The 24,083-nt window shown below is 68.5% G+C and carries 24 protein-coding genes, 1 tRNA gene and 1 riboswitch; of the genes, 15 read left to right on the top strand and 10 right to left on the bottom strand.

All coding sequences use genetic code 11. The features are described from left to right. Nucleotides 1-5: 5 nt before the first annotated feature. Entirely contained in the window at nucleotides 6-611 is a 606-nt protein-coding gene (gene rdgB, locus ACFVXC_RS24095) for an RdgB/HAM1 family non-canonical purine NTP pyrophosphatase (RefSeq protein WP_389908312.1), read from the top strand. Between the two features lie 56 nt (nucleotides 612-667). Here the strand turns inward: rdgB and ACFVXC_RS24090 are convergent. The 4 genes from ACFVXC_RS24090 to bcp all read right to left on the bottom strand — a co-directional run bounded on the left by ACFVXC_RS24090 (nucleotide 668) and on the right by bcp (nucleotide 4,112). Further along, a tRNA-Leu gene (locus ACFVXC_RS24090) sits at nucleotides 668-752 on the bottom strand. Between the two features lie 54 nt (nucleotides 753-806). Then, a complete protein-coding gene (locus tag ACFVXC_RS24085; RefSeq protein ID WP_389908309.1) occupies nucleotides 807-1,805 on the bottom strand; it encodes an HNH endonuclease in 999 nt (332 codons plus the stop codon). Nucleotides 1,806-1,948: 143 nt separating this feature from the next. Beyond that, nucleotides 1,949-3,445, bottom strand: a complete 1,497-nt coding sequence (gene proP, locus ACFVXC_RS24080) for a glycine betaine/L-proline transporter ProP (protein WP_389908306.1) — start codon at nucleotides 3,443-3,445, stop codon at nucleotides 1,949-1,951. A 199-nt stretch (nucleotides 3,446-3,644) separates the two neighbouring features. Then, nucleotides 3,645-4,112: a thioredoxin-dependent thiol peroxidase gene (gene bcp, locus ACFVXC_RS24075; RefSeq protein ID WP_389908303.1), complete on the bottom strand. Its 468-nt coding sequence runs from the start codon at nucleotides 4,110-4,112 to the stop codon at nucleotides 3,645-3,647. A 190-nt stretch (nucleotides 4,113-4,302) separates the two neighbouring features. Between bcp and ACFVXC_RS24070 the strand changes: the two genes are divergently transcribed. The 3 genes from ACFVXC_RS24070 (at nucleotide 4,303) to ACFVXC_RS24060 (ending at nucleotide 5,572) form a co-directional block, all read left to right on the top strand. Continuing rightward, nucleotides 4,303-4,632: a DUF3618 domain-containing protein gene (locus tag ACFVXC_RS24070; RefSeq protein WP_389908301.1), complete on the top strand. Its 330-nt coding sequence runs from the start codon at nucleotides 4,303-4,305 to the stop codon at nucleotides 4,630-4,632. Nucleotides 4,633-4,775: 143 nt separating this feature from the next. Then, nucleotides 4,776-5,078 carry a GroES family chaperonin gene (locus ACFVXC_RS24065; RefSeq protein WP_389908696.1) on the top strand — a complete coding sequence of 101 codons (303 nt, stop codon included), beginning with the start codon at nucleotides 4,776-4,778 and terminating at the stop codon, nucleotides 5,076-5,078. A gap of 54 nt (nucleotides 5,079-5,132) precedes the next feature. Continuing rightward, nucleotides 5,133-5,202: riboswitch (guanidine-III (ykkC-III) riboswitch) on the top strand. A gap of 49 nt (nucleotides 5,203-5,251) precedes the next feature. Further along, the gene (locus ACFVXC_RS24060; protein ID WP_160505255.1) at nucleotides 5,252-5,572 is read left to right on the top strand and encodes a multidrug efflux SMR transporter; all 321 of its coding nucleotides are present in this window, start codon (nucleotides 5,252-5,254) and stop codon (nucleotides 5,570-5,572) included. Between the two features lie 51 nt (nucleotides 5,573-5,623). On the opposite strand, the gene ACFVXC_RS24055 is transcribed toward ACFVXC_RS24060, so the two are convergent. Then, nucleotides 5,624-8,191 (bottom strand): transglycosylase domain-containing protein, encoded by a 2,568-nt coding sequence (locus ACFVXC_RS24055; RefSeq protein WP_389908299.1) that lies wholly within the window; start codon nucleotides 8,189-8,191, stop codon nucleotides 5,624-5,626. A gap of 242 nt (nucleotides 8,192-8,433) precedes the next feature. Between ACFVXC_RS24055 and ACFVXC_RS24050 the strand changes: the two genes are divergently transcribed. From ACFVXC_RS24050 to ACFVXC_RS24035, 4 genes are read left to right on the top strand one after another with little or no spacing between them, the layout of a single operon-like run. Then, nucleotides 8,434-9,255 carry an ABC transporter permease gene (locus ACFVXC_RS24050; RefSeq protein WP_389908298.1) on the top strand — a complete coding sequence of 274 codons (822 nt, stop codon included), beginning with the start codon at nucleotides 8,434-8,436 and terminating at the stop codon, nucleotides 9,253-9,255. A gap of 31 nt (nucleotides 9,256-9,286) precedes the next feature. Beyond that, nucleotides 9,287-10,114, top strand: a complete 828-nt coding sequence (locus ACFVXC_RS24045; RefSeq protein WP_389908693.1) for an ABC transporter permease — start codon at nucleotides 9,287-9,289, stop codon at nucleotides 10,112-10,114. 6 nt (nucleotides 10,115-10,120) lie between these two features. Then, nucleotides 10,121-11,086 (top strand): ATP-binding cassette domain-containing protein, encoded by a 966-nt coding sequence (locus ACFVXC_RS24040; protein WP_389908296.1) that lies wholly within the window; start codon nucleotides 10,121-10,123, stop codon nucleotides 11,084-11,086. A gap of 9 nt (nucleotides 11,087-11,095) precedes the next feature. Then, nucleotides 11,096-11,821, top strand: a complete 726-nt coding sequence (locus ACFVXC_RS24035) for a DUF1707 domain-containing protein (RefSeq protein WP_389908294.1) — start codon at nucleotides 11,096-11,098, stop codon at nucleotides 11,819-11,821. A gap of 109 nt (nucleotides 11,822-11,930) precedes the next feature. Here ACFVXC_RS24035 and ACFVXC_RS24030 read toward each other — a convergent pair whose 3' ends face one another. Then, on the bottom strand, nucleotides 11,931-13,253 hold the full coding sequence (locus ACFVXC_RS24030) for an SGNH/GDSL hydrolase family protein (RefSeq protein WP_389908292.1): 1,323 nt from the start codon (nucleotides 13,251-13,253) through the stop codon (nucleotides 11,931-11,933). A gap of 412 nt (nucleotides 13,254-13,665) precedes the next feature. Here ACFVXC_RS24030 and ACFVXC_RS24025 point away from each other — a divergent pair, with 412 nt between their 5' ends. The 5 genes from ACFVXC_RS24025 (at nucleotide 13,666) to ACFVXC_RS24005 (ending at nucleotide 18,737) form a co-directional block, all read left to right on the top strand. Next, nucleotides 13,666-14,877 (top strand): DUF445 domain-containing protein, encoded by a 1,212-nt coding sequence (locus tag ACFVXC_RS24025; RefSeq protein WP_389908690.1) that lies wholly within the window; start codon nucleotides 13,666-13,668, stop codon nucleotides 14,875-14,877. Nucleotides 14,878-15,076: 199 nt separating this feature from the next. Beyond that, nucleotides 15,077-16,111 carry a GlxA family transcriptional regulator gene (locus ACFVXC_RS24020; protein ID WP_389908687.1) on the top strand — a complete coding sequence of 345 codons (1,035 nt, stop codon included), beginning with the start codon at nucleotides 15,077-15,079 and terminating at the stop codon, nucleotides 16,109-16,111. Between the two features lie 145 nt (nucleotides 16,112-16,256). Continuing rightward, nucleotides 16,257-16,691, top strand: a complete 435-nt coding sequence (locus ACFVXC_RS24015; protein ID WP_389908290.1) for a hypothetical protein — start codon at nucleotides 16,257-16,259, stop codon at nucleotides 16,689-16,691. A 349-nt stretch (nucleotides 16,692-17,040) separates the two neighbouring features. Continuing rightward, a complete protein-coding gene (locus ACFVXC_RS24010; RefSeq protein WP_389908288.1) occupies nucleotides 17,041-18,297 on the top strand; it encodes an FAD-dependent oxidoreductase in 1,257 nt (418 codons plus the stop codon). Nucleotides 18,298-18,422: 125 nt separating this feature from the next. Next, on the top strand, nucleotides 18,423-18,737 hold the full coding sequence (locus ACFVXC_RS24005) for a hypothetical protein (protein WP_389908286.1): 315 nt from the start codon (nucleotides 18,423-18,425) through the stop codon (nucleotides 18,735-18,737). An 871-nt stretch (nucleotides 18,738-19,608) separates the two neighbouring features. On the opposite strand, the gene ACFVXC_RS24000 is transcribed toward ACFVXC_RS24005, so the two are convergent. Next, complete coding sequence (locus ACFVXC_RS24000; protein ID WP_389908284.1) at nucleotides 19,609-19,827, bottom strand: DUF397 domain-containing protein; 219 nt, start codon at nucleotides 19,825-19,827, stop codon at nucleotides 19,609-19,611. Further along, nucleotides 19,824-20,672 (bottom strand): helix-turn-helix domain-containing protein, encoded by an 849-nt coding sequence (locus tag ACFVXC_RS23995; protein ID WP_389908282.1) that lies wholly within the window; start codon nucleotides 20,670-20,672, stop codon nucleotides 19,824-19,826. The genes ACFVXC_RS24000 and ACFVXC_RS23995 overlap by 4 nt, the downstream gene beginning before the upstream one ends. 219 nt (nucleotides 20,673-20,891) lie before the next feature. Between ACFVXC_RS23995 and ACFVXC_RS23990 the strand changes: the two genes are divergently transcribed. Further along, nucleotides 20,892-21,521: an ATP-binding protein gene (locus tag ACFVXC_RS23990; RefSeq protein ID WP_389908280.1), complete on the top strand. Its 630-nt coding sequence runs from the start codon at nucleotides 20,892-20,894 to the stop codon at nucleotides 21,519-21,521. On the opposite strand, the gene ACFVXC_RS23985 is transcribed toward ACFVXC_RS23990, so the two are convergent. After that, nucleotides 21,494-22,267 carry an HNH endonuclease gene (locus ACFVXC_RS23985; protein WP_389908278.1) on the bottom strand — a complete coding sequence of 258 codons (774 nt, stop codon included), beginning with the start codon at nucleotides 22,265-22,267 and terminating at the stop codon, nucleotides 21,494-21,496. The two genes, ACFVXC_RS23990 and ACFVXC_RS23985, sit on opposite strands and share 28 nt — an antisense overlap. Before the next feature lie 161 nt (nucleotides 22,268-22,428). Here ACFVXC_RS23985 and ACFVXC_RS23980 point away from each other — a divergent pair, with 161 nt between their 5' ends. Then, a complete protein-coding gene (locus ACFVXC_RS23980; protein ID WP_389908276.1) occupies nucleotides 22,429-23,514 on the top strand; it encodes a DNA cytosine methyltransferase in 1,086 nt (361 codons plus the stop codon). A 71-nt stretch (nucleotides 23,515-23,585) separates the two neighbouring features. On the opposite strand, the gene ACFVXC_RS23975 is transcribed toward ACFVXC_RS23980, so the two are convergent. Continuing rightward, nucleotides 23,586-24,074 carry a hypothetical protein gene (locus ACFVXC_RS23975; RefSeq protein ID WP_389908275.1) on the bottom strand — a complete coding sequence of 163 codons (489 nt, stop codon included), beginning with the start codon at nucleotides 24,072-24,074 and terminating at the stop codon, nucleotides 23,586-23,588. Between the last annotated feature and the right edge of the window lie 9 nt (nucleotides 24,075-24,083).

Here is a 24,083-nt window from a genome sequence, read left to right as displayed (position 1 = left end):
ACGTCATGACCCGCCTCATCCTCGCCACCCGCAACGCCGGCAAGATCACGGAACTCAAGGCGATCCTCGCCGACGCAGGCCTCACCCACGACCTCGTCGGCGCGGACGCCTACCCCGAGATCCCCGACGTCAGGGAAACCGGCGTCACCTTCGCCGAGAACGCCCTCCTCAAAGCCCACGCCCTGGCCAAGGCCACCGGCCTCCCCGCGGTCGCCGACGACTCCGGCCTCTGCGTCGACGTCCTCGGCGGCGCCCCCGGAATCTTCTCCGCCCGCTGGGCGGGCCGCCACGGAGACGACCAGGCGAACCTGGACCTGCTCCTGGCCCAACTCGGCGACATCGACGCCGACACCCACCGCGGGGCCCACTTCGCCTGCGCCGCGGCCCTCGCCCTCCCGGACGGCACGGAACGCGTGGTCGAGGGCCAACTACGAGGCGTCCTGCGCCACGCCCCCTCGGGCACGGGCGGCTTCGGCTACGACCCGATCCTCCAGCCGGAGGGCGAGAAGCGCACGTGCGCTGAGCTCTCGGCCGCGGAGAAGAACGCGATCAGCCACCGGGGGAAGGCGTTCCGGGCGCTGGTGCCGGTGGTGCGGGAGCTGTTGGCCTGACGCGAACGGACTGTGGGGCCGGTCGACTGGAGACCGGCCCCACAGCCTGTTGAGAGTGCGGCCGGTGGGATTCGAACCCACACGGGTGTGAACCCACTGGGACCTAAACCCAGCATGACTGCCAAATTCCATCACGGCCGCTCAAAAACGGTCATTGTGCTTGACCGGAGACGTTCATTGTACGGGTAGGCCACGCTACCCGGCGAGAGGCGACCTCCCCTTCCGGCGGCACCAGGTCTCCGTCAGCGCATGGCAGTTGGGGCACAGATACCGAAGATTCTCCCGCCGATTGTCGCGCCAGTCCCCGTCGACATGGTCGATCTGCAGGGTGATCGGGTGACCCAGCCACTCGCCGGTGCTGCCACACCCCGCACACACATAGGGGACGCCGATCTCGGTCAGGGCCCGGTGGAGCTGGCTCCTGTTGGTCCGCCCGGCATGGTCCGGCAGGACGATCAGCACTCGGTGAGCGATGGGAGGAGGCGCGGGAAGCTCCGGCTGTCCCCAGGTCCGGCGCTTGAAGTGGCTGGTATCGAGGCTGAGGCGGGCTGCCGCGCGCCGGATGCGCCGGTGATTGGTGTCGTTGACCTCCATACCGAGGCCGCGCATCACATCGGCGTAGCTCGTGGAGCTCTGCACAAGGACCCGGAGCTCTCCCTCCGGGATCAGCAGGCGCTGGTGGGAGAAGTGCCCGGTGTCGATGCACTGAGCACGCAGCATGCGGCTCAGCATCGCGCGCGAGCGGCTGTCGTCCGGCACACCCAATGCGCGAGCGACGCCGCGCACGCTGGTAGCTGCCGCAGCCGCTGTCCGCAGCTCCTCGGCCGTGAAGGGGAGGTCCGGCTCGGGGCGATCGATGCCGGGGAAGTGGCTGATGTCGATCCCCGCCGCGCTGATGCGGCGTCGTATGTGGGAGAGCGTGCCTGTGGCCGGTGTGGCGCCCAGCTTCAGTGCTACTTCGCGTAGCGAGGACGATGACGCGGCAGCTACGGCGATGGCGTCGTCCGGATACTTGCGCCATGGGCTGCGTCTGGCGAAGTGGCTCGTGTCGAGTCCGAGGCGAGCCACCTTCCCCTGCAGTACGCGCCGCTGCCCGCCACTCGTCCCGAGACCGAGGCGCCGCATCAGGTCAGTCCAGTTGCGGGCCTCAGCGACGACCGGCATCAGCCGCTCCTTGCTGTACGGGTCAGGCATGGATCCCCTCCGTATCCGGCCGCCCGTCGCAGCCTCGTACGGACCAACGAACCGACAATCGGACCGTCACGTCCGAAATGCGGAACGGCCCGCCCCACTTTCATGTGGGGCGGGCCGTTCCGCGGACGGAGAGGAGCGGGGGCTCAGAAGCGCGGAGTCGGAGCCGCCGCCTCCACCATCTCCGCCGCCTCCTCCTTCGTCTCCACCGACGGGGGCGAGCCCGACAGCGGCTTCTGGGCGGTTTCCTTCATGCAGAGCACCGCGATGACGCCTACGAGGGCCGCCGCCATCGAGTAGTAGGCCGGGATCATGTCCGTTCCCGTGAGGCTGATCAGGGACGTGATGACCAAGGGGGCCGTGCCGCCGAAGAGGGACGCCGAGAGGTTGTAGCCGACCGACAGGGAGCCGTAGCGGACCGATGTGGGGAACAGCGCCGGGAGCGTCGCCGACATGGTGCCCAGGAGGCAGACCAGGGAGAGGCCGAGGAGGAGCATGCCGCCGGAGACCGCGACCAGGCTGCCCTGCTTGATCAGGAGGAACGCCGGAAGCGAGAGGACCAGGAAGCCGACCATGCCCGTCATCAGGAGCGGCTTGCGGCCGAAGCGGTCGGAGAGCTTGCCCACCTGGCTGATGATCAGCATCAGGATGATCATCGTGCCGATGAGGATCAGCAGGCCGTGCGAGTCGTCGTAGCCGAGTTCGTCGGAGAGGTACGTCGGCATGTACGACAGGAGCATGTAGTCGGTGATGTTGTACGCGCCGACCAGCGCGATGCAGAGGATCAGCGTGGGCCAGTAGTTGGTGAAGATCTTCGCCAGGTCGCCCTTGGCGGTGGTCTCCACGCTGGAGGCGCCCTCGGAGGCCGAGTGGAAGGTGGCGTCCTCCATCTTCTGGAACGCGGGCGTCTCGTCGAGCTTCAGCCGCAGGTAGAGGCCGACGAGACCGAGCGGGCCCGCGACGAGGAACGGGAGGCGCCAGCCCCACGACTCCATGGCGTCCGAGCCGAGCGCGGTGTTCAGGATGAGGACGAGGCCCGCCGCGCCGACGTATCCGGCGAGGGTGCCCATCTCCAGGAAGCTGCCGTAGTAACCGCGGCGCTTGTCGGGCGCGTACTCGGCGATGAAGGTCGAGGCGCCGCCGTACTCACCGCCCGTCGAGAAGCCCTGCACGAGGCGGAAGAAGATCAGCAGGACCGGGGCCCAGAAGCCGATCGTGGAGTAGGACGGGATGAGTCCGATGGCCAGGGTGCCGATGGCCATCATGATCATGGTCAGTGCAAGAACCTTTTTGCGGCCGACCTTGTCACCCATCGGGCCGAACACCATGCCGCCGATGGGGCGCACCAGGAACGACACCGCGAACGTGGCGAACGAGGAGATCAGCTGGACCGTGTCGTTCCCGGAAGGGAAGAAGACATGGCCGATGGTGACGGCCAGGTAGCTGTAGATGCCGAAGTCGAACCACTCCATGGCATTTCCGAGCGAGGCCGCTTTGACCGCCCGCTTGACCGCGGCCTCGTCCGTCACCGTGATATCGGTGCGGCGCAGCGGGGGATCCTTGCGGCGTTTGACGGCTCGGAAGAGGGTGCGGTGACGCTTCACAGCCTCTGTATCGGCCTCTGCCTCGTCGTGGGCCGCCATGGGTAGTCCTTCCGTTCTGCGAACAATCCTCCTGGCATCACTTGCTCGATCTTGGCCGACGCAAACGGAAGCCCCCTTGGACTTGAAGGGGGCTTCGTCACAGTCGGCGGGGGAGGGGCGGGCCAGATGCCCAGGTCAGACAGATGCCCAGGTCAGATGTCCAGGTCAGACAGATGCCCAGGTCAGATGTCCAGGTCGGTCAGATGCCCAGGTCCTTGATGATCTTGGCTACGTGGCCGGTCGCCTTGACGTTGTAGAAGGCGTGCTCGACCTTCCCCGTCTCGTCGACCACGATCGTGGAGCGGATGACGCCGGTCACGGTCTTGCCGTACAGCTTCTTCTCGCCGAAGGCGCCGTACGCCTCAAGGGTCTCCTTGGAGGGGTCGCCGACCAGCGTGACCTTGAGGTTCTCCTTCTCACGGAACTTGGCCAGCTTCTCCGGCTTGTCCGGGGACACGCCGATGACGTCGTACCCGGCGCTCGCCAGGACGTCGAGGTTGTCCGTGAAGTCGCAGGCCTGCTTGGTGCAGCCGGGGGTGAGGGCGGCCGGGTAGAAGTAGACGATGACCTTGCGGCCCTTGTGGCCGGCCAGGGAGACCTCGTTGCCGTCCGCGTCCGGCAGGGTGAAGGCCGGGGCCGTGTCGCCGGGGGTGAGTCGCTCGCTCATCTTCGGTCTCCTCGCAGGGGGTGTATCGCACAGGGTGTCCGTGAAACGTGTGGTGACGGAGTCGAGGGTAATAGGGGTGCCGTGGGGTGAGGTGAGCGTGGAGCTGACAGACTGTCGGCGATACGTACAGCGATACGTGCAGAAGGAACAGGCAGAACACACAGCCGGACACGACCACGGAGGCAGCGCGGTGTCGGACACGTCGGATATCAGGACCCCGGCGCAGATCGAGGCGGACATCAAGCACCGCCGCGAGACGCTCGCCGAGACGCTCGACGAGATCGGGGTGCGGGTTCACCCGAAGACGATCGTGGGTGACGCGAAGGCCAAGGTCGCCGCGAGCGTGGACAACACCCTCGGCCGGGCGTACGTCGGTGCCAACCGCGTCGTGTCGGACGTGCGGGCCCAGTTCGTGACCGAGGAGGGTGCGCCGCGTCTGGAGCGCATCGTGCCGGTGGCGCTGGTCGCCGTGGGCCTGGTGGGGCTGCTCGCGGTGGGTTCGCGGCGCCGCAAGGACTGACCCGGCGGCGTACGAGGAACCGGCCCGGCAGTGCACGAAGGGCTGCCCCGGCATCGTACGGGCGTGCCGCCTGCGGGTAGGTTCGGGGCGTGAGCGCCAAAAGCCAGGGACAGAGCCCGCACGACGACAAGTTGCCCATCCGGATGTTGCACGACCGTGTGCTCGTGCGGCAGGACACCGCGGAGGGTGAGCGCAGGTCGGGCGGGGGCATCCTGATCCCCGCGACCGCCGCCGTCGGCAGGCGTCTGGCCTGGGCCGAGGTCGTCGCCGTCGGGCAGAACGTGCGGGCGGTGGAACCGGGTGACCGGGTCCTGTACGACCCGGAGGACCGGGCCGAGGTGGAGGTGCGGGGCGTGGCGTACGTGCTGATGCGCGAGCGCGATCTGCATGCCGTGGCCGCCGACCGGTTCGAGGGCTCCGAGGATTCGACGGGCCTGTACCTGTAGCGGGCCGAGAACACGTGTGAGGGGCTGGTGACCATCGTCACCAGCCCCTTTTGCGCGTTCTTTGCTACATTTCAAGGACCCCGACGAGACGCGCCGTACCGGGTTTCCGCAAAGACGACGCACCCCCATTCAAGTGACGCGATCTCGCGTCTCTACGTGTCGGAGGTGCCGTCGTGGCCTGGGTTCTGTTGATCGTCGCCGGTCTGCTCGAAGTGGGCTGGTCGATCGGGATGAAGTTCACCGAGGGGTTCACCCGGCTGTGGCCGAGCGTGTTCACCGGCCTCGGGATCGTCGCGAGCATGATGCTGCTCTCGCACGCCGCAAAGACGCTGCCCATCGGTACGGCGTACGGCGTGTGGGTCGGCATCGGCGCCGCCGGTGCGGCGGTGGTCGGGATGATGGTCCTCGGTGAGCCCGCCACCGCCGCCCGGATCTTCTTCGTGGTGCTGCTGCTCGTCGCGGTCGTGGGCCTGAAGGCGACCTCGGGGCACTAGTGCCGGTACTGGTGCCTACCGGTACCGGTAGGCACCAGTACCGGAAGACCCCTAGTCGAAGCCCTCGCCCTTCCTCCTGGCCGCCGAGTTGTCGGGCAGGCCGCCCACGGCCCCCTCGGCGACGCCCGTTCCGCCGTCGGCGGTGGCGCCGTCGGTCTGGCCGCCCTGGGCGGTGCCCGGGTCGGTGGGGGTGCCACCGTCGGTCGCTCCGCCGTCGACGGTGGCACCGCCGTCCGTCGGGCCCTGCGTCTGCCCCTGGTCCTGCCCTTGTGTCTGGCCCTGGTCCTGGCCTTGGGTCTGCCCTTGGTCCTGGCCGCCCTGCGTCTGGCCCTGGTCCTGACCCTGGGTCTGTCCCTGGTTCTGGCCCGGCGTCTCGCCGCCGCCGGTGGCCGCTCCGCCGGTCGCCGGGTCCTCCTCGATGCCCGAGGGGTCGGGGATCTCCGGTACGTCGGAGCCCTGCTCCACGTCCAGGTCGAAGTCCGTGATCGGCTCGTCCTCCAGGGCCGTCCTGGTGAACTGCGCCCAGATCTGCGCCGGGTAGGCGCCGCCGTTGATGCGGGGCTGGCCGAGCGCCCCGTACAGCGGGGTGTGCGCGCCGGTGTCCGGGTTCTGGCCCATCACGGAGACGACGGTGGCGAGCTCGGGGGTGTAGCCCGCGAACCAGGCCGCCTTGTCCTCCTCCGCGGTGCCGGTCTTGCCCGCCGACGGGCGGCCCGAGGCCTGCGCGGCCGTGCCGGTGCCGCCGTCGACGACGCTCTGCAGGACGGACGTGGTGGTGTCGGCGGCCTCGCGGCTGACGGCCTGCGCGGTGGTCGGCTCCGGCAGTTCGACCGCCTGGCCGCTCTTGGTGACCTTCTTGACCATCGAGTACGTCGGCTTCTTGCCGTGGTTGGCGAGCGTCGCGTACGCCTGGGTCATGTCAAGGACGGAGGCCGTGGACGGGCCGAGCGCGATGGAGGGGGACGCGGTCAGGTCGGGGGTGCCCTCCGGGACGCCGAGGGATACCGCCGTGTCCTTGACCTTGTCCGCGCCGACGTCGACGGCCATCTGCGCGTAGACCGAGTTGACGGACTTGTCGGTGGCGGTGCTCACGGGAATGTTGCCGTAGTTGACGTCGTCCTCGTTCTCGGGGGCGTACGTGCCGCCGTCCCAGCCCTGCACGGGGCGCTTGTTGGTGCCGTCGTAGATCGTGTTCGGGGTGATCGTGCGGCCGTCCTGGGTGACCGAGCCGTTCTCCACGGCCGAGGTGAAGACGAACGGCTTGAAGGTGGAGCCCACCTGGTAGTCGCGGCGCGTGGCGTTGTTGACGTACTGCTTGGTGTAGTCGATGCCGCCGTACATGGCGACGACCTCGCCGGTCTTCGGGTCGATCGAGGCGCCGCCGGCCCGCACGTTGCGGTCGACCTTGCGGGCGTCCTTGTCGACCTTGGACATCACCTGGTCGTCGACGGCCTCCTTGAAGGCGTCCTGACGGTCCTTCTGGAGGGTGGTGGTGATGCGGTAGCCGCCCTTGGCCAGGGTGTCCTCGTCGACGATCTTGTTGGACGTCAGATAGTCCTCGACGGCCTGTACGAGGTATCCGCGCTGCCCGGAGAGGCCGGAGGAGCCCTTGGCCTCCTTGGGCGCGGGGAACGTGGCCTTGGCCCGATCGGCGGCGCTGAGCCACCTCTGCTTGACCATGCCGTCCAGGACGTAGTTCCAGCGGCCCTCGGCGCGCTTCTTGTTCTCCGGGTGGGTCGCGATGTCGTACGCGTTGGGGGAGTTGAGGAGCGTCGCCAGATAGGCGCTCTGCGCGGTGGTGAGCTTCTTGACGTCCTTGCCGAAGTACGCCTGGGCCGCAGCCTGCACGCCGTACGCGTTGCGCCCGAAGTAGCTGGTGTTCAGATATCCGGCGAGGATGTCGTCCTTGCTCACCTCGCGGTCCAGCTTGATGGAGATGAAGAATTCCTTGGCCTTGCGGGTGACGGTCTGCTCCTGGCCCAGGTAGTAGTTCTTCACGAACTGCTGGGTGATCGTCGAACCGGACTGCTTTCCCTTGCCGGTGACGGTGTTGTAGGCGGCGCGGATCATCGCCTTCGGGTCGACCGCGGACTCGCTGTAGAAGTCCCGGTCCTCGGCGGCGAGCGCCGCGTGCTGGACCTCCTTGGGGATCTGGCTCAGCGGTACGGTCTCGCGGTTGACCTCGCCGTCGCGGGCCAGCTGGGTGCCGTCGGCGTAGAGGTAGACGTTGCTCTGCGCGGTGGCCGCCGTGTTGGCCGCGGGGATGTCGACGATCATGTAGCCCGCGGCGAAGCCGCCGACGAGGAGCAGGATCAGCAGGATGAATCCGCCGAGCACCATGCGCCAGGTGGGGAAGATCCGCCGCCAGCCCTTGCGCTTGGGGCGCTTCTTCTTCTTGCCCTTCTTACCGGTGCCGTCGGTGCCGTCGGCACCGGTCGCGCCTCCCGCGGCGCCTCCCGGGGCGTCGGCGGCGTTCGCCGATGCGCCGGCCGATGCGCCCTCCGATGCGCCGGCCGGTGTGGAGGCCGGTGGGGAGGCCGGGGGATCCACGGGTTCGCGGGGCGCCCAGCCCTCGGGCTCTTTGCCACCCGGCTGCTGCGGCTCGTCGCTGCTGCTCATGTCTCGTGGAACTCCCGGTTCGCGTCGCACGTCACGTACGCCTCGTACGACCCATTGCACACTGTCGCTTCCTGCGTTCCCCACCAGGCACGCGCCGCGCGCGGAAAATGCCTGGCACGAGCGATGACGACCCCACTAGGCTCCGTCTCTTTGGCCCGGACCCGGCCCGGCTCACATCAGGGCTCACGTCAAGGCTCACGTCAGGGCTCTCGTAAAGAACGTAAAGGCTCTCGTTAAAGGGGATGCGTGTGCGTACAGGACGGTTCCGCTTGTACGCGGCCGTCGCCCGAGGAGGCTTCCGGCGGTACGCCACCTACCGGACGGCCACCCTGGCGGGGGTGTTCACCAACACGGTCTTCGGACTGATCCTCGCCTACACCTACATCGCGCTCTGGGACGAGCGTCCCGGGCTCGGCGGCTACGACCAGGCACAGGCCCTGACGTTCGTATGGCTGGGGCAGGCGCTGCTCACGGTGATGGCCTTGATGGGCGGTGGCTTCGAGGGCGAGCTGATCGAGCGGATCCGCACCGGGGACATCGCCGTCGACCTGTACCGGCCCGCCGACCTGCAGATCTGGTGGCTGGCGACCGACCTGGGCAGGGCCCTGTTCCAGCTCCTGGGGCGCGGTGTCGTGCCGATGGTGTTCGGCGCTCTCCTCTTCGACCTGGCCCTGCCCACCGAACCGCTGCGCTGGCTGGCGTTCCTGCTCGCCGTGTTCCTCGGCGCGCTCGTCAGCTTCGCGATCCGCTTCCTGGTGGCGCTCTCCGCGTTCTGGCTGATGGACGGCGCGGGCACCACCCAGGTGGCGATGCTCGCGGGCACCTTCTTCTCCGGGATGCTGCTCCCGCTGAACGTCTTCCCGGGCGCGCTCGGCGAGCTCGCCCGCGCGCTGCCCTGGTCGGCGCTGCTCCAGGTGCCCGCCGACGTGTTCCTCGGCAAGCACACGGGCGTGGACCTGCTGTGGACGTACGCCTTCCAGATCGGCTGGGCGGCGGCGCTGCTCACGACCGGGCGGCTGCTCCAGGCCGTGGCCACGCGACGGGTGGTGGTCCAGGGTGGGTGACGTCGAGGAGGCGCGGCACGGCCTCGCGCAGGTGCGGCGGCACGGTCTGGCGCAGGTGCGGGACGGCCTTCGGGCCTACCGGCTGATCTCCGGGATGTGGATCCGCTCCCTGATGGCCTACCGCCTGTCGTTCGTGATGACCGCGGTCGGCAACCTCGCGGTGACGGCGTTCGACTTCGTGGCGATCCTGCTGATGTTCTCGCAGGTGGACCGGCTCGGCGGCTACTCGCTCTCCGAGATCGCCTTCCTCTACGGCGCCACGTGCACGTCGTTCGGGTTCGCCGACCTCGCCCTGGGGTCCATGGACCGCCTCGGCAAGCGGGTGCGTGACGGCACGCTCGACACGCTCCTGGTGCGGCCCGCCCCGGTGATCGCGCAGGTCGCCGCCGACCGCTTCGGCCTGCACCGGCTCGGGCGCGTGACGCAGGGCGCGCTGGTCCTCGCGTACTCGCTCGTGGTCCTCGATATCGGCTGGACACCGCTGAAGGTCCTGATGGTCCCGCTGATGCTGCTCTGCGGCGCGGGCATCTTCGCGGCCGTGTTCGTGGCGGGCGCCGCCTTCCAGTTCGCGGCGCGGGACGCCGCCGAGGTGCAGAACGCGTTCACGTACGGCGGCACCACGCTGCTCCAGTTCCCGCCGACCGTCTTCGCCAAGGACCTGGTGCGCGGCGCCACCTTCGTCCTGCCGCTGGCCTTCGTGAACTGGATCCCGGCCCTGTACGTCCTGGGGCGGCCCTATCCGCTCGACCTGCCGACGTGGGTGGCGTTCACGCCGCCCCTCGTGGCCGTCGCCCTTCTCGCGCTCGCGGGCCTCGCCTGGCGCACGGGACTCCGTTCGTACCGCAGCACAGGGAGCTGAACTGCCTTGGGAACAGACCTCATCGAACTCGAAGGCGTCGAGAAGGTCTTCGACGTACGCAAGAAGACCGGCTTCATGCGGCGCGAGAAGCACGAGGTGCGTGCCGTCGACGGCATCAGCTTCACCGTGCCGCGCGGCGAGATGGTCGGCTACATCGGCCCGAACGGCGCGGGCAAGTCGACGACGATCAAGATGCTGACGGGCATCCTGACGCCGAGCGGCGGCCGGTTGCGGGTCGCGGGCATCGACCCGTCCCGCGAGCGCACCCGCCTCGCGCGGCGCATCGGCGTCGTCTTCGGCCAGCGCACCACCCTGTGGTGGGACCTGCCGCTGATCGACTCGTACCGCCTGATGCACCGCATGTACCGGATCCCGGACGCCCGCTTCAAGGAGAACCTCGACCGGTGCGTCGAACTCCTGGAGCTGGCTGACCTGTTGGATGTCCCCGTGCGTCAGCTCTCGCTCGGCCAGCGGATGCGCGGGGACATCGCGGCGGCGCTCCTGCACGACCCGGAGGTGCTCTACCTGGACGAGCCGACGATCGGCCTCGACGTGATCAGCAAGGCCAAAGTCCGGGGATTCCTGCGGGACTTGAACGCCGATGCGGGCACGACGGTCCTGCTCACCACGCACGACCTGACCGACATCGAGCAGCTCTGCAAGCGGGTGATGGTCATCGACCACGGGCGTCTGATGTACGACGGTGCCCTTGCCGGTCTGCACGAGGTGGGGGAGAGCGAGCGGACCCTGGTCGTGGACCTGGAGCGTGAACTCCCGCCCATCGAGGTGGAGTCGGCGCGGGTGGTGAAGGTGGAGGGGCCGCGGCAGTGGCTCGCCTTCCCGGCGGCGGAGTCGGCAGCTCCGCTTGTCGCCCGGGTCGCGGAGCGGTATCCGATGGTCGATCTCTCGGTCAGGGAACCCGACATCGAGGCGGTCATCGCCAAGATGTACGCGGACAAGGCGACCTCGTAGGCTGCTCACATGACCGACGAGCAGCCTCATCTCCCCGATCTCCGGGCCGCCGACGCCGACCGCGAACGCGTAGCCGAACGACTCCGTGACGCGGTGGCCGAGGGCCGCCTGGACATGGAGGAGTTCGAGGAGCGCCTGGACGCGACGTACAAGGCGCGTACGTACGGCGAGTTGGAGCCGATCACGCGGGATCTGCCGGAGGCGGGCGCCAAGATCTCCATGGTGAAGGCCTCGGTGAGCGACGACCCCGCCGCCATCGACTGGTCCGAGCGGATGGTGGGCGGCGAACCGTCGTCGAAGCTCGGCTTCGCCTTCTGGGGCGGTTTCAGCCGCAAGGGCGGCTGGGTGGTCGGCCGGCAGTTCGACGGGGTCGCGGTGTGGGGCGGCGGCGAGATCGACCTGCGCGAGGCGCGGTTCACGGAGCGCGACGTGGAGATCCGCTGTTGGACCCTCATGGGAGGCATGCAGGTCATCGTGCCGCCCGAGATGACCGTCGTGGTCAAGGGCTTCGGCTTCATGGGCGGCTTCGACGACGAGGCGACCGGCGAGGGAACGCCAGGATCGCCCCGCGTCGTCGTCAAGGGCTTCGCCCTGATGGGCGGCGTCGGCGTGGACCGCAAGATCCGCAGGGTCGAGAAGCTGCGCCTGAAGGAGGAGCGCCGCCGCGAGCGTCTTGAGAGGCGCGAGGAGCGGCGCGAGCTGCAGATGCGCAGGCGCGGGGAGCAGCGGGGCTGAGGCTCTCGGGGGCTGGGCTGGGCTGGGCGGGCCGCTGACCGCGGGGCAGGCTCGGGGGCTCGGGGGCTCGGTCCGGAGACGGAGCCCCCTGGCTGGGCTCTGAGCGCCCCTACAGCTCGGCGGCGGCGGAGCCCCGCAGCTGTGTCACGTTGAACGTGTCCGCCATCTTCAGGTAGCCCGAGTCGCTCGGGTGCAGATGATCGCCCGAGTCGTACTGGGCGCGCAGCTTGCGGGGGTCGTACGGATCGCGCAGCGCCTTGTCGAAGTCGACGAACTCGTCGAAGACCTTGCCGCCGCGGATCTGCTCGTTCACGGCCTGGCGCACGTTCTCAAGCGAGGGCTCGTACCCCCGGTGGCCACCGAACGGCATCAGGGTCGCCCCGACGACCCGCAGCCCGCGCGTGTGCGCCTGCCGGGTCAGCTCCCGCAGTCCTTCGACGATGCGGTCGGGGTTGTTCTGGTGCGGGTTGCGCAGGATGTCGTTGACGCCGAGCGCGACGACGACGGCCTTGACGCCGGTCCGGTCCAGGACGTCGCGGTCGAAGCGGGAGAGCCCGCTCGGGTTGTCCGCGGGCGACCCGTTCCCGTCCGAGAGGACGCGGTTGCCGCTGATGCCCTCGTTCACGACGCCGTAGCGCGGGGCGCCCGAATCGGTGCGGAGGCGGGCGGCGAGGCCGTCGGTCCAGCGGGCGTTGGCGCCCATGGTGGAGGAGATGCCGTCGGTGAGCGAGTCACCGAAGACGACGACGGTGCCGTCCGACTCGTGGCTCAGGACGTCCACGGCCGACAGATAGCGCCAGGCGGTGCTCTGCTGGTTGTACGCGGTGCCGTTCGGGTCTTCCGTACGGTCGCCCTCGGCGACGTAGCTGACCTGGCGGGCGTGCGGGTGGAAGGTGACGGGACCCGACGCGGTCGGTGAGAACGTCGAGACGAGGAGGTCGCTGTCGTGCGGCACGCGCAGCCGGACCGCGTCGCTCATCACCTGCTGGCCCGCGGGGATCACCACGGACGTGTTGCCGTTGAAGTTCAGGCGGCGCAGGGTGCCGGGGGCCGCGGCCGGGTTGTTCGCCCCGAGGGCGACGGCGATGGAGGCGTGGGTGATGCTCAGCGGCTGCTTGCCGTACAGGTTCGACAGGGTGATGCGGGTGCTCTCGCCGCCGACGCTGGTGTGCACGACGTTGCGGATGGACCGGCCCGCGAAGCCGTTGCGGTGCGTGTTCGGTTCGGCCGCCGCGGGGGATGCCGCCCAGGAGCCGACCCAGGTGCCGGAGGACGCGGGCGCGGCGGAGTTGCGCGGGCCGCGTGGCCCCGCGCTGATGTTGTCCTGAGATCCGTCGTCGGTGCCTGACACACCGAGGTATATGGCGGCGGAAATCACCACTATTACCGCGAGCACCGCGGCAAGCAGGGCATAACCATGACGCTTGGTCATGCGGGCTGTGTCTCCTCGAGCAGGGGGAGCCCGAGGCTCCGATGTGATCACCCCATGATGCGTCATGGGCCGTGAGGCGGCCGACACTGCCCCCCTCCGACCATTCAGACGCCGGGAACTTGTGGTCCGTTCCAGGAGTCGGTCAGGAAGAGAACAGAAAGGGGGGCGGGAAGGGAGCGGGAAGGGAAGCGGAGAGGCGGGGACAATAGGGGTGAGGGCGACGTGAATCACGCTAACGGGCCAGGTGGAGTGAGTGGAACGTAGGAATCGATCAGTTCCGGCGGGCGCGGCCCGTGACGCGGTTCATGACGCGGTTCATGACACGGCTCACACGGAGCCGGCGTCCGGCACGGGCGGCGGCGGCTTCACGTACAGCCCCGCCGACGAGGAGAAGCGGCGCGGCGTGCGCCGGATGAAGATCACCGCGACGGGCCTCCTCGTCTTCGTCGCTCTCGTCTACGTGCTCGCCAAGTGGGCGCAGAACTCGGGCGCGGGCGCCTGGGCGGGCTATGTGGCGGCGGCGGCCGAGGCGGGCATGGTCGGCGCGCTCGCCGACTGGTTCGCGGTGACGGCGCTCTTCCGCCACCCGCTGGGCCTGCCCATCCCGCACACGGCGATCATCCCGAACAAGAAGGATCAGCTGGGCGTCTCCCTGGGTGAATTCGTCGGTGAGAACTTCCTCTCGTCCGATGTCGTACGGGACCGCCTGCGCGCCGTGGGTATCGGCAGCCGCCTCGGCACCTGGCTCGCGGACCCCGATCACGCCGAACGGGTGACGGCGGAACTGGCGACGGCGCTGCGCGGCGCCCTGACGGTCCTGCGCGACTCGGACGTCCAGGCGGTCGTCGGCGAGGCCATCACGCGCCGGGCCGACGCCCAGGAGATCGCGCCGGGCATCGGGAAGATGCTGGAGAAGATCGTCGCGGACGGCGGCCACAAGAGGGTCGTCGACCTGGTCTGTACGCGCGCCCACGACTGGCTGGTGACGCACGACGAGTCGGTCATGGACGCCGTGCAGGGCGGCGCCCCCGGCTGGACCCCGCGGTTCGTCGACAAGAAGGTCGGCGAGCGCGTCTACAAGGAGCTGCTCCGCTTCCTCGCCGAGATGCGGGACATGCCCGAGCACCCCGCGCGCGGTGCCGTGGACCGCTTCCTCGCCGACTTCGCCGCCGACCTCCAGTCCGACTCGGACACCCGTGAGCGCGTGGAGCGCCTCAAGCGGGAGGTCCTGGGCCGCGGCGAGGTGCAGGACCTGATCGCCTCCGCCTGGTCCGCCGTACGCCAGATGATCGTGGCCGCCGCCGAGGACGAGCGCAGCGAGCTGCGCCTGCGGGTGCGGGCCGCGCTGCTCTCGCTGGGCTCGCGGATGGCGACGGACGGACGGCTCCAGGAGAAGGTGGACGGCTGGGTCGAGGGCGCCGCGGTGTACGTGGTGACGACGTACCGGAACGAGATCACCTCCCTGATCACCGACACGGTCGCGGGCTGGGACGCCGAGCACACCTCGAAGAAGATCGAGGCACACATCGGCCGGGACCTGCAGTTCATCCGGATCAACGGCACGGTGGTGGGGGCGTTGGCGGGGTTGGCGATCTATACGGTGTCGCACGCGCTGGGCGGCTGATTCTCAGCCCGTCCGGGGGTCTTCGGCCCGTCCGGGGGCCTTCAGCCCGTCCGGCGTTTGAGGACGAACTCGGCGAAGCCGGTGATGACGGTGCGCACAGCCCGGCGGAGCCGGAAGTTTCGGGAAGGGGCGGGATCGGGGAATGGAAATCGCTGTGAGGACCACCCCCATGACCATGACCACCCCCATGACCAGGACCATGACCAGGACCGCAGATGCCGAGCACCCCACCCGCCCCCACAAGATCGCGGTCCTGATCCGCGACGGCGTACTCCCCATGGAGCTGGGCCTGGTCCACCAGCTGTTCGGCAACGCACGCGCCCCCTCCACCGGAGAGCCCCTCTACGACCTCCGCACCTGCGCCCTCACCCCCGGCATGATCCGCACGGACGCGGACTTCCCCGTCTACGCCGAGCACGGCCCCGAGGCGGTGGCCGACGCGGGAACGGTGATCATCCCGGCCTCGCACGAACAGGACGAGTCGCTGACGCCGGGCGGCGGCGGCCTCCCGCCCGCCCTCGCGAAGACGCTCAAGTCAGCCACAGACGCCGGCGCCCGTACCGCCTCCATCTGCACAGGCGCCTTCGTCCTGGCGGCAGCGGGCCTCCTGGACGGCCGCAGGGCGACGACGCACTGGCTCTCGGCGGACCTCTTCGCCCGTACGTTCCCGGCGGTGACGGTCGACCCGGACGTCCTGTACGTGGACGAGGGCCCGGTCCTCACCTCCGCGGGCGAGGCCGCGGGCATCGACCTCTGCCTGCACATGATCCGGGGCGATCACGGCTCGGCGGTGGCAGCCGACGTGGCCCGCCGCACCGTCGTACCCCCGCACCGCGAGGGCGGCCAGGCCCAGTACATCCGGCGCCCGGTGGCGGAGCCACGCCTGACGTCGACGGGCCGGGCCCGCGAGTGGGCCCGGACGCGCCTGTCCGAGCCCCTGACGCTCGCGGAGATGGCCGCCCAGGAATCCATGAGCGTGCGCACCTTCAGCCGCCGCTTCCGCGAGGAGACGGGCCTGACGCCGATGCAGTGGCTGACCCAGCGCCGCGTGGACCGGGCCCGCGAGCTCCTTGAGGAGACGGACCGCACGGTCGACCGCATCGCGGCGGAGGCGGGCTTCGGCACGGGCGCGTCGCTGCGGCAGCACTTCCAGGCGGGGCTCGGGGTGTCGCCGGGGTCGTACCGGACGACGTTCAGGGGCACGGGGAGCGCGCGGCCGGCCCGGGTGGTCTGAGTACGCGTACTCTGTCGCGCCCCACGGCGAAGTCGACAGGGTCGTACACATGACGGCAAAGTCGATGAACATGAGCACGCGCACGAGTCTGCGAATAAGCCCGCGCAGGTACCCGCGCATGAGCCCGCGCCATGAACTGAGCCCCATGAACCCGCGGAACCTGCTGTGGTCCCTGCCCGACAGCCCGCCCCTGGGGCGCTGGGTGACGCGCGCGCTCGGCGCGGGCCTGGCGGCAGCGGCGTACCTCCTCTGTCTGCCCTGGGACCTGCGCAACCGAGCCGAGACGCCCGGCGCGATCGACGAGACGTCACCGGTGACGGCGCTCGGCATCACCGCCCTGGCCGTCACGATGCTGGCCCTGGCGGCCTACATCGGCTTCCGTGACCGCCTGGGCTGGGCGCTGCTGCTTGTGGCGGGCCCTCCGGCGACGCTGATGTACGTCTCGTTCGACAGCCACCCGGAGCCGGACGCGGCGGTGTGGCCGCTGGCGTGGGGAGCCTTCGCCCTGGTGATGGGGGCGGGGGTCCTCGCGGTGGCGGGATTCGCGCGCCTGTTCAGGGACAGCGAGAGCGAGGCCTGAACCGAGGCGCGGAGCCGATGGGGGCCGTCGGATGGAGCCGGTCGAGCCGGTGGGGCCGTCGGATGGAGCCGGTGGAGCCGGTGGAGCCGGTGGGGCCGGTGGGGCCGTCGGACGGAGCCGGTGGGGTCGTCGGACGGTGCCGGTGGGGTCGTCGGACGGAGCCGTCGGCCTACGCCTCCGCTTCCAACCGATACGCCCTCAATGCGCCCTCAATGCGCCTTCGGCCCGAGGCTGACGCGCCAGCAAAGGCTTGCGGCGAGGGGGCCTGTGCCACGTAGGTTGGGGCGGGTGTGCGCTGCGCATCCGCGGCGCGCTCGAAGGCGCTGCCGACGAGGGACCGATAGTAGAGATGACCGCGCGAACCACTGCCCGCACCCGAACAGCCCTGGTCATCGGGGGTGGCATCGCAGGCCCGGTGGCGGCGATGGCCCTGCACAAGGCGGGCATTGAGGCGACGGTGTACGAGGCGTACGACGACTCCGTTTCGAAGGAACGGAGTTCCCGCTTCGGCGGCGGCATGACGGTCGCCCCGAACGGCCTGCAAGCGCTGGAGACGATCGACGCGGCGGAGGCGGTGCGTGCCATCGGCACCCCGGTGACCGCCCTGGGCCTGCGCAGCTGGACGGGCAGGCACCTGGCTCAACTCGTCCCGCCCGCCGACCTCCCCACCACCCGCTTCGTCTGGCGCACGGAGCTGCAAGAGGCGCTCGTGGCGGAGGCGACCCGCCGCGGGATAGTGCTCCACAGGGGCAAGCGCCTCCTGGACGCGACCGACACGGGCACGGGAGTGACGGCCCGCTTCTCGGACGGTTCGCTGGCGAGGGCGGACATCCTGATCGGCGCGGACGGCCTGCACTCGACGGTACGTTCCTTGATCGACCCGTCGGCCCCGAAGCCGCACTACGCCGGAATGCTCACCTTCTCGGCAAGCGTGCCGAAGCCGACGGACCTCCCCTCGACGGAGGGGGTGCTGTACATGTGCTTCGGCAAGAAGGCGTACTTCGCCTACCAGATCCTGGACGACGGTTCGGCGCTCTGGTCGGCGAACCTGCCGCACCGCGAGCCGATGACGTCGACGGAGACGCAGGCGGTGGGCGCGGGGGAGTGGCTGAAGCGCCTGAGGGAGGCATTCGCGGACGACCGAACCCCGGCCTCGGACCTGCTGGCGGCCACGCTCCCACCGGACCTGGTCATCACAGGGCCTACAGAAACGATGCCTCCCCTCCGCGCCTGGAGCCGGGGCGGCATGATCCTGATCGGGGACGCGGCCCACGCGACGCCCCCGGCATCGGGCCAGGGCGCGTCGCTCGCTTCGGAGGGCGCGGTAGAACTGGCGCGCTGCCTACGGGACTTGTCTCCCGGCAAGGCTTTCAAGGCGTACGAGTCCCTGCGCCGCCCCCGAGTGGACCGCATCCTGAAGCACGCCACGGCAACCCCCACCGCGACCTCCGCGGCGGCCCGCACGGCAACCCCGAAACCGGCGGGCCCGCTGAGCCGCGCCTTGCGGGACGCGGTGCTGCCGATGGTGACGAAGGTGGGCGAGGGCGCGGTGTGGGGGGCGTGGCAGTTCGAACACCGGATTGATTGGGACGAGCGGGTCGGGTAGACGAGCGGGTCGGGCAGCGGGGCCGCTGTCCGGGTGAAATGCGGCGGGGCAGGTCTGTGCGGTCCGGGAAAGGGGGAAAACCTGGACAAACGCCATGATCATCACACATACCTGAAAGGGACCCCATGCGTATTCGTACCGCCTTGGCTGCCACCGCTCTCGCCGCCGCGGCCGTGATGGGCGCCAGCGGCACCGCCCTCGCCCACGACGACTACGACCAGGGCTCGGAAGGCCGCGTCGCCTTCGAGAACCTCGGCGGCGCCGCCGGGATCACGGAGGGCGCCGGTCACTTCGCAGGCGGCCACGACGACGACGGCCACGACGACCACGACGGGGACTGGAAGGCCGGCTTCGCCTTCGAGAACCTCGGCGGCCCGGCCGGCATCAGCCACGGCGCCGGCTACGCCCAGGGCAGCTTCGACGGCCACCCCGGCGAGTAACTACTGACGCAGCGCTCCTGGGCTGCGCCTCTCGGGCGGGCCTGGGGATGCCGGGGCCTTGACCCCGATCGTCACTGCGAAGAGGGCCCGCCAGGAGCGGGCCCTCTTCTGGCTTGCCCGCATCCGGCCGAGGGGCGTTCGCGGACGGCCGCACCCTGGCACCGGACCTGCTGGCGGCCACGCTCGCGCCGGACCTGGTCACCACGGGCCGCACGGAGCCGCTGCCTAGGGGGTCAGGTTTCCGTAATGCAGGGAAGTCCCATCCCTGCACGGCGTGTCGCGGGACTTTCGTGCAAACCATCGGGCCGAGGCCGGGACGTCTCTCCCGGACCGCGCTTAGACAGCGTCATCCTCCGCCCGCAACCAGCCGAGTTGGGCCTCGCTGAGCAGAGGCTCAAAGCCTGCCGGGAACATCAGCATGAGCGGCTGTGGCCACATGTTCTCGGGCCCGTGCTCTTCACAGTGCAAAGCCACACGATGCGAGCCTTCTCCGCAAGCCTCGTGAAGGTAGGCACGGTCATGAGGCTGGCAGAAGTACGAGAACGACGTGCAGTCGTCCTCATCGGTTGGCTCATAGAAGGCGGGATCGCGGACGATCACTGTCACCGGTTCCTGCCGGTTGAACGGGGGGATGGGGCGGGGATCGCACCACAGCAGTCGGGGAGGAAGCACGCCATCATTCTGCTCCGACGAGACTTCGAGTCAGCGCGAGGACCAGACAAAGCTGGCTGTGAGCCGGAACGCCAGACCAGCAAAATGCCGCACGGTCTGGGTCCTCGGGCTCACGAAGCACGAACTGCTCGTTCCTTGTAGGCGCAGGCCGCCAGGCGACGGATACGAGTCCAGTCGTGGAGGGGACCTATCGCCTGAGCTAGGAGCTCGGGATGTCACGTATGGCCGCGACGAATCCGGCCCAGGCGCCCGGATCAACACGGAACTGCTTGTCGGTTGGCCGCTTTGAGTCGCGTATGAAGACCTGGGTGTTCTTAACAGCGACCTCTACACACTCAGTCTCATTGGAGCCGCTGTAGGTCGACTTGAACCACACCACGTCATCTGAGATGCGGCGGTCGGCACTGCTGCTGGTCATTGAATCTCCTCGCGAACTCGGCGGATCAGGGCCGATGACGCACCCATGTCCAACGCTTGTGCGCGGAGATAGTCGAACGCAAGTCGGTATCTGTCCAGCTCCTCGTCCTTCTCTATGAAGATCGATCCGACGTGGAGGTCCACATAGACGACGTCGAGGGTCGTCTCCTGACCACCCAGGATCACGAAGCTTCCGAGGGCGGCGCCGTGCGCACCCTGAGAGAAGGGGAGCACCTGGAGCGTGACATGAGGAGATTCGTTGGCTCGCAGCAACTGGTCCAACTGGTCGCGCATGACGTCGGGGGAGCCGACGACTCGACGGATTACGGACTCATCGAGGATGGCCCAAAGGCGTGGCGGCTTTGGCCGCTTGAGGATCTCCTGGCGCTTCATCCGGATGTCGACGAGACGCTCGATGTCCTCCGGGGTGCGCTCTATCTCGTTCGCCAGCTGCAGGGCAGTGGAGTAGGCGCGGGTCTGGAGCAGCCCGGGAACGTAGACGCAGGAGAAGTGATCCTCGCGGACGGCCTCGTCTTCGAGGGTGAGCAGCAGATTCATGCTCTCCGGGATGGAATCCGCGAAGGACCTCCACCAGCCCTGCTGCTTGGCATCTTTGGCCAGCCCAATGAGGGCATCCTGCTCAGCACTGGTGGCGTCGTACTCACGGCAAAGAGCTTCAACGACAAGCCACTTGACGGGGCCTTCGCGGGTCTCGTACCGACTGACGGTCGCCTTCGATACCCCGACGCGCAGGCCGGCCTCTTCCAGAGTCAGCCCCTTGCGAACTCGGAGCTTGCGCAGGGTTGCGCCGAGCTGGCGGCGGCGGGTGGTGGCCCTCGCTGGCACGTCGGTTACCTCCTTGGCGGCGCGGGCGCCGTGCTCGCTGGCCGCAATCAGGCTATGCAGTCCGGAAGTTGATGCTCCACCAGATTCACTCGATGGATTCTCGTGAGAAGTTACATGGCGAGACTTCTCACTGCCATACTCAAGCCACGAAGGCTACGCAGCGTCGCCGCTCGGTTGCGGTGGGCGCAGCGCTGACGTGGCCAGAGAGGGAGTCTCGCCATGTCCTTCTATGAAGAGAACGCGCGTCAGCTGCGGTGTGTGCTGCCGTTCGAGGCTGTGCCGACGGAGCTGGCGCTCTTGCGGCAGACGGTCCGGTGCATGCTCGGGCGGTGGGGCGCTGGAGCCGTCGCCGACGAGGTCGAGCTGGCTGTTACTGAGCTGGCGACGAACGTCATTAAACACGTGGGGGAGGGGGCGGCCGCGACCCTCGTCCTAGAGCCGAGGGAAGGCCTGCTCCGGGTGGAGCTCCACGACAAGAGCCGCACCGTGCCGATGGTGAGGGTTGGGGGCTGCGACGAGGAATGCGGTCGAGGCCTGCATCTGCTCTCGGCGATGAGTCTGGATTGGGGCACCCTGCTCACCGCCACGGGAAAGGCGGTGTGGTGCGAGATCTCGTTGGAGCCTGCGCGTCACTGCGTGAGAGTCCAGCGGGCGACGGCGGTGCTTGACGAGTACCGGAAGCTTTCCGGAGCCAGTTCGGCGGCCTTCCCTGCATACGCGGTGTTGGAGGCGTCGGTCACTGATGTCATTGCTGACCTGTTGCACTGGCTCGCAGTGCAGGGCAGCGACCCGGATGAAGTGCTTGATCGAGCGCAGACCCGTTACGAGTCGGAGGTCGAGGCGGCGTGAAGGGCGTCAGCTTCGGATGCCCGGATCATCGCCCGCAGCGCGTCGGGAGTACGCCAGGATTCTCCGCGGAAGCTCTTGTGACACATGCGGTGGCAGTTGGCGCACAGGAAGGCGAGGTCGTCGAGCTTGGTCTGGGTTGGCCCGGAAACGTGGAGAGGCAAGGTGTGGTGAACCTCGATGTAATCCTCACCCACGGCGCCGTAGAAACGCTTGAAGTCAAAGGAGCAGACCGCGCACTGGATGGCCTGACCTCGACGGCGGGCTTGCTGGATCTTGCGGTTGCGGAGACCGGGATCGCGCTCCCGATACAGCGCCCACCGAGCCAGGAGCCGCCCCTCGCGCGCCGTTGTCTCCTCGTCATCGCCGGCTTCGTCGGGCTGGGGCGGTATTCGGTGGAGCTCCCCGGATCCGATGCCCAGGCGGATCGCTTCGGCGGTGGCCATCATCTCCGCCGGGTGAGCCAGAAAGTCACTGACGACCGCTCGTGTCGGTCGGCCGCCCCTCGTGGCGGCACCCGCGTAGCTGGGGTGGGCAGTCGCAATGTCGGTGGTCTTGCGGCTGACGCTGTTGGGCGACCGGAACCGGGGGTCACTGGCAGCGGAGTCCTGGTTGGTCGGGAGAGACCGAAGCAGGTCGGACAGTTCGAGCACATCTGCGTCGCCTTGGCGCAGCTCGTGCCAGTCGTTCTGCATGACGAGTGCGCAGGCCAGCAGCAGCTCATCCCGGGTCCAGTCGATACGCGTCATGAGGCATATCGTATGAGTGTTCGGTGTGGCGGAGGGTGGGTTCAGCGAACTGCGGGGAGTACTGCACACTTAGGCGAGTCTCGATGTCAGTGGGGTCTGTCACCCTCTGTGATGGCGGATTGCAAGAAGTGTCCGCCGCTGCACGACCGTAAGGAGGGGGCATGACCCGCACTAACGAACTCAAGTACACCTCGGTGGAGATCTGCGCTGGGGCTGGGGGGCAGGCTGTCGGTCTGCACAACGCGGGTTTCAGGCACGCGGCCCTGATCGAGATCGACAAGGACGCATGCCAGACGCTGAGGGGCAACACCGAGCAGAACTCCGAGTGGTCCGGCTGCAAGGTCATCGAGGCGGATCTCAGACAGTTCGACTCTGCTGGCTTGGGACTGAAATCCGGAGAGCTTGATCTTCTGGCTGGCGGAGTGCCCTGCCCGCCGTTCTCGGCAGCTGGCAAGCAGCTCGGCCGCGACGACGAGCGTGACCTCTTCCCGCGGATGCTTGAACTCACCTGCGAGCTCAAGCCCAAGGCTGTGATGATCGAGAATGTGCGCGGGCTGCTTGACCCCAAGTTCGCCGAGTATCGGCAGGAGATCATCAAGCGCCTGGAGTCGATGGGGTACGAGGAGTGCTACTGGGAGGTGCTGGAGGCGAGGAGGTATGGAGTCCCCCAACTGCGTCCCCGAGCCATCCTCGTGGCGATGGAGCCAAAGTACGCCCGGCACTTCCAGCACGCGAAGCCGAAAGCGCGCGATGAGCTCACTGTCGGCGCGGCACTCCATGATTCGATGCGGGCGCGGTACGACGCCGTCGCTGACGATCCGCGGGCTGAGAAGGTATTCAAGGACTGGTACGAGAAGGCGCTTGAAGGTGTGGCGCCCACGGTCGTCGGCGGTTCCAAGAAGCATGGTGGTGCGGACCTCGGTCCGACGCGGGCTAAGCGGGCCTGGGCGGACCTCGGCGTGTGCGGGCTGGGTGTTGCCAATGAGCCCGACGTGATGCTGGAGAAGGAGACTTGGGACCGCGACCTCTTTGCTGTCGTGGGACAGCCGCCAGACCAGAAGCTGGGCCCTAAGCTCACCGTGTCGCAGGCCGCGATCATCCAGGGTTTTCCGGAGGAGTGGAAGTTCTCCGGCCGGAAGACAGCCGCGTATCGGCAGGTAGGAAACGCTTTCCCCCCGCCGGTTGCGCAGGCCGTTGGTGAACAGATCTACGCAGCGTTCGAAGCTGCGACAAAGGCGGCGACGTAGTTCGCCTTCTGCCTGAGCTGGTAGCCAATCGGTGGCCAGCTCAGGCATCTTCCTTACGTTCTCCGTAGAGCTCAGGCGCGCTCTCTGCGGATCAGTGAATCGTAGCGACCGAATTCGGGAATTGGTTCCCAGTTGCTGGTGACGTCAATCCCATTTCGACTCTCCTGGAATTCTTCACCATCACGCTCGATGTTCTGCTCCATCACGCCATCGGGGGTGAATTCGTACGACTCCGTATAGTTAGCGTCTGCGTACCCTCCGCGCTCCTCGAAGTCTCCGTATCCGTATGTGTTCACGGTTTCGAGGAAGAGCCATCCGCTGAGGAGTGTGAATGTGTAGGACAGGGTGTCCCTGCCGAATTCGTCCATGAAAGTTACTGATGCGTAGCCGGTCTCCAGGCGGATGCCTACGCGCAACTGCGGCGAGGGCTGCCCCGGTGTGGATGCGATGGCGTTGTAGAGCTGCCCGGAGACGTGTCTAGCGTGGGCTTCCTCGGCGGTCAGCGGGATCATGGGTTCCTCAGTGAGGTTGTTCCACGTCTCGCAGTAGGTCCAGATCATGACCGTTTC

This window comes from Streptomyces sp. NPDC058257 (genome assembly GCF_042881845.1).
Lineage (GTDB): Bacteria > Actinomycetota > Actinomycetes > Streptomycetales > Streptomycetaceae > Streptomyces.
This window is presented reverse-complemented; position numbering and strand designations above follow the sequence as displayed.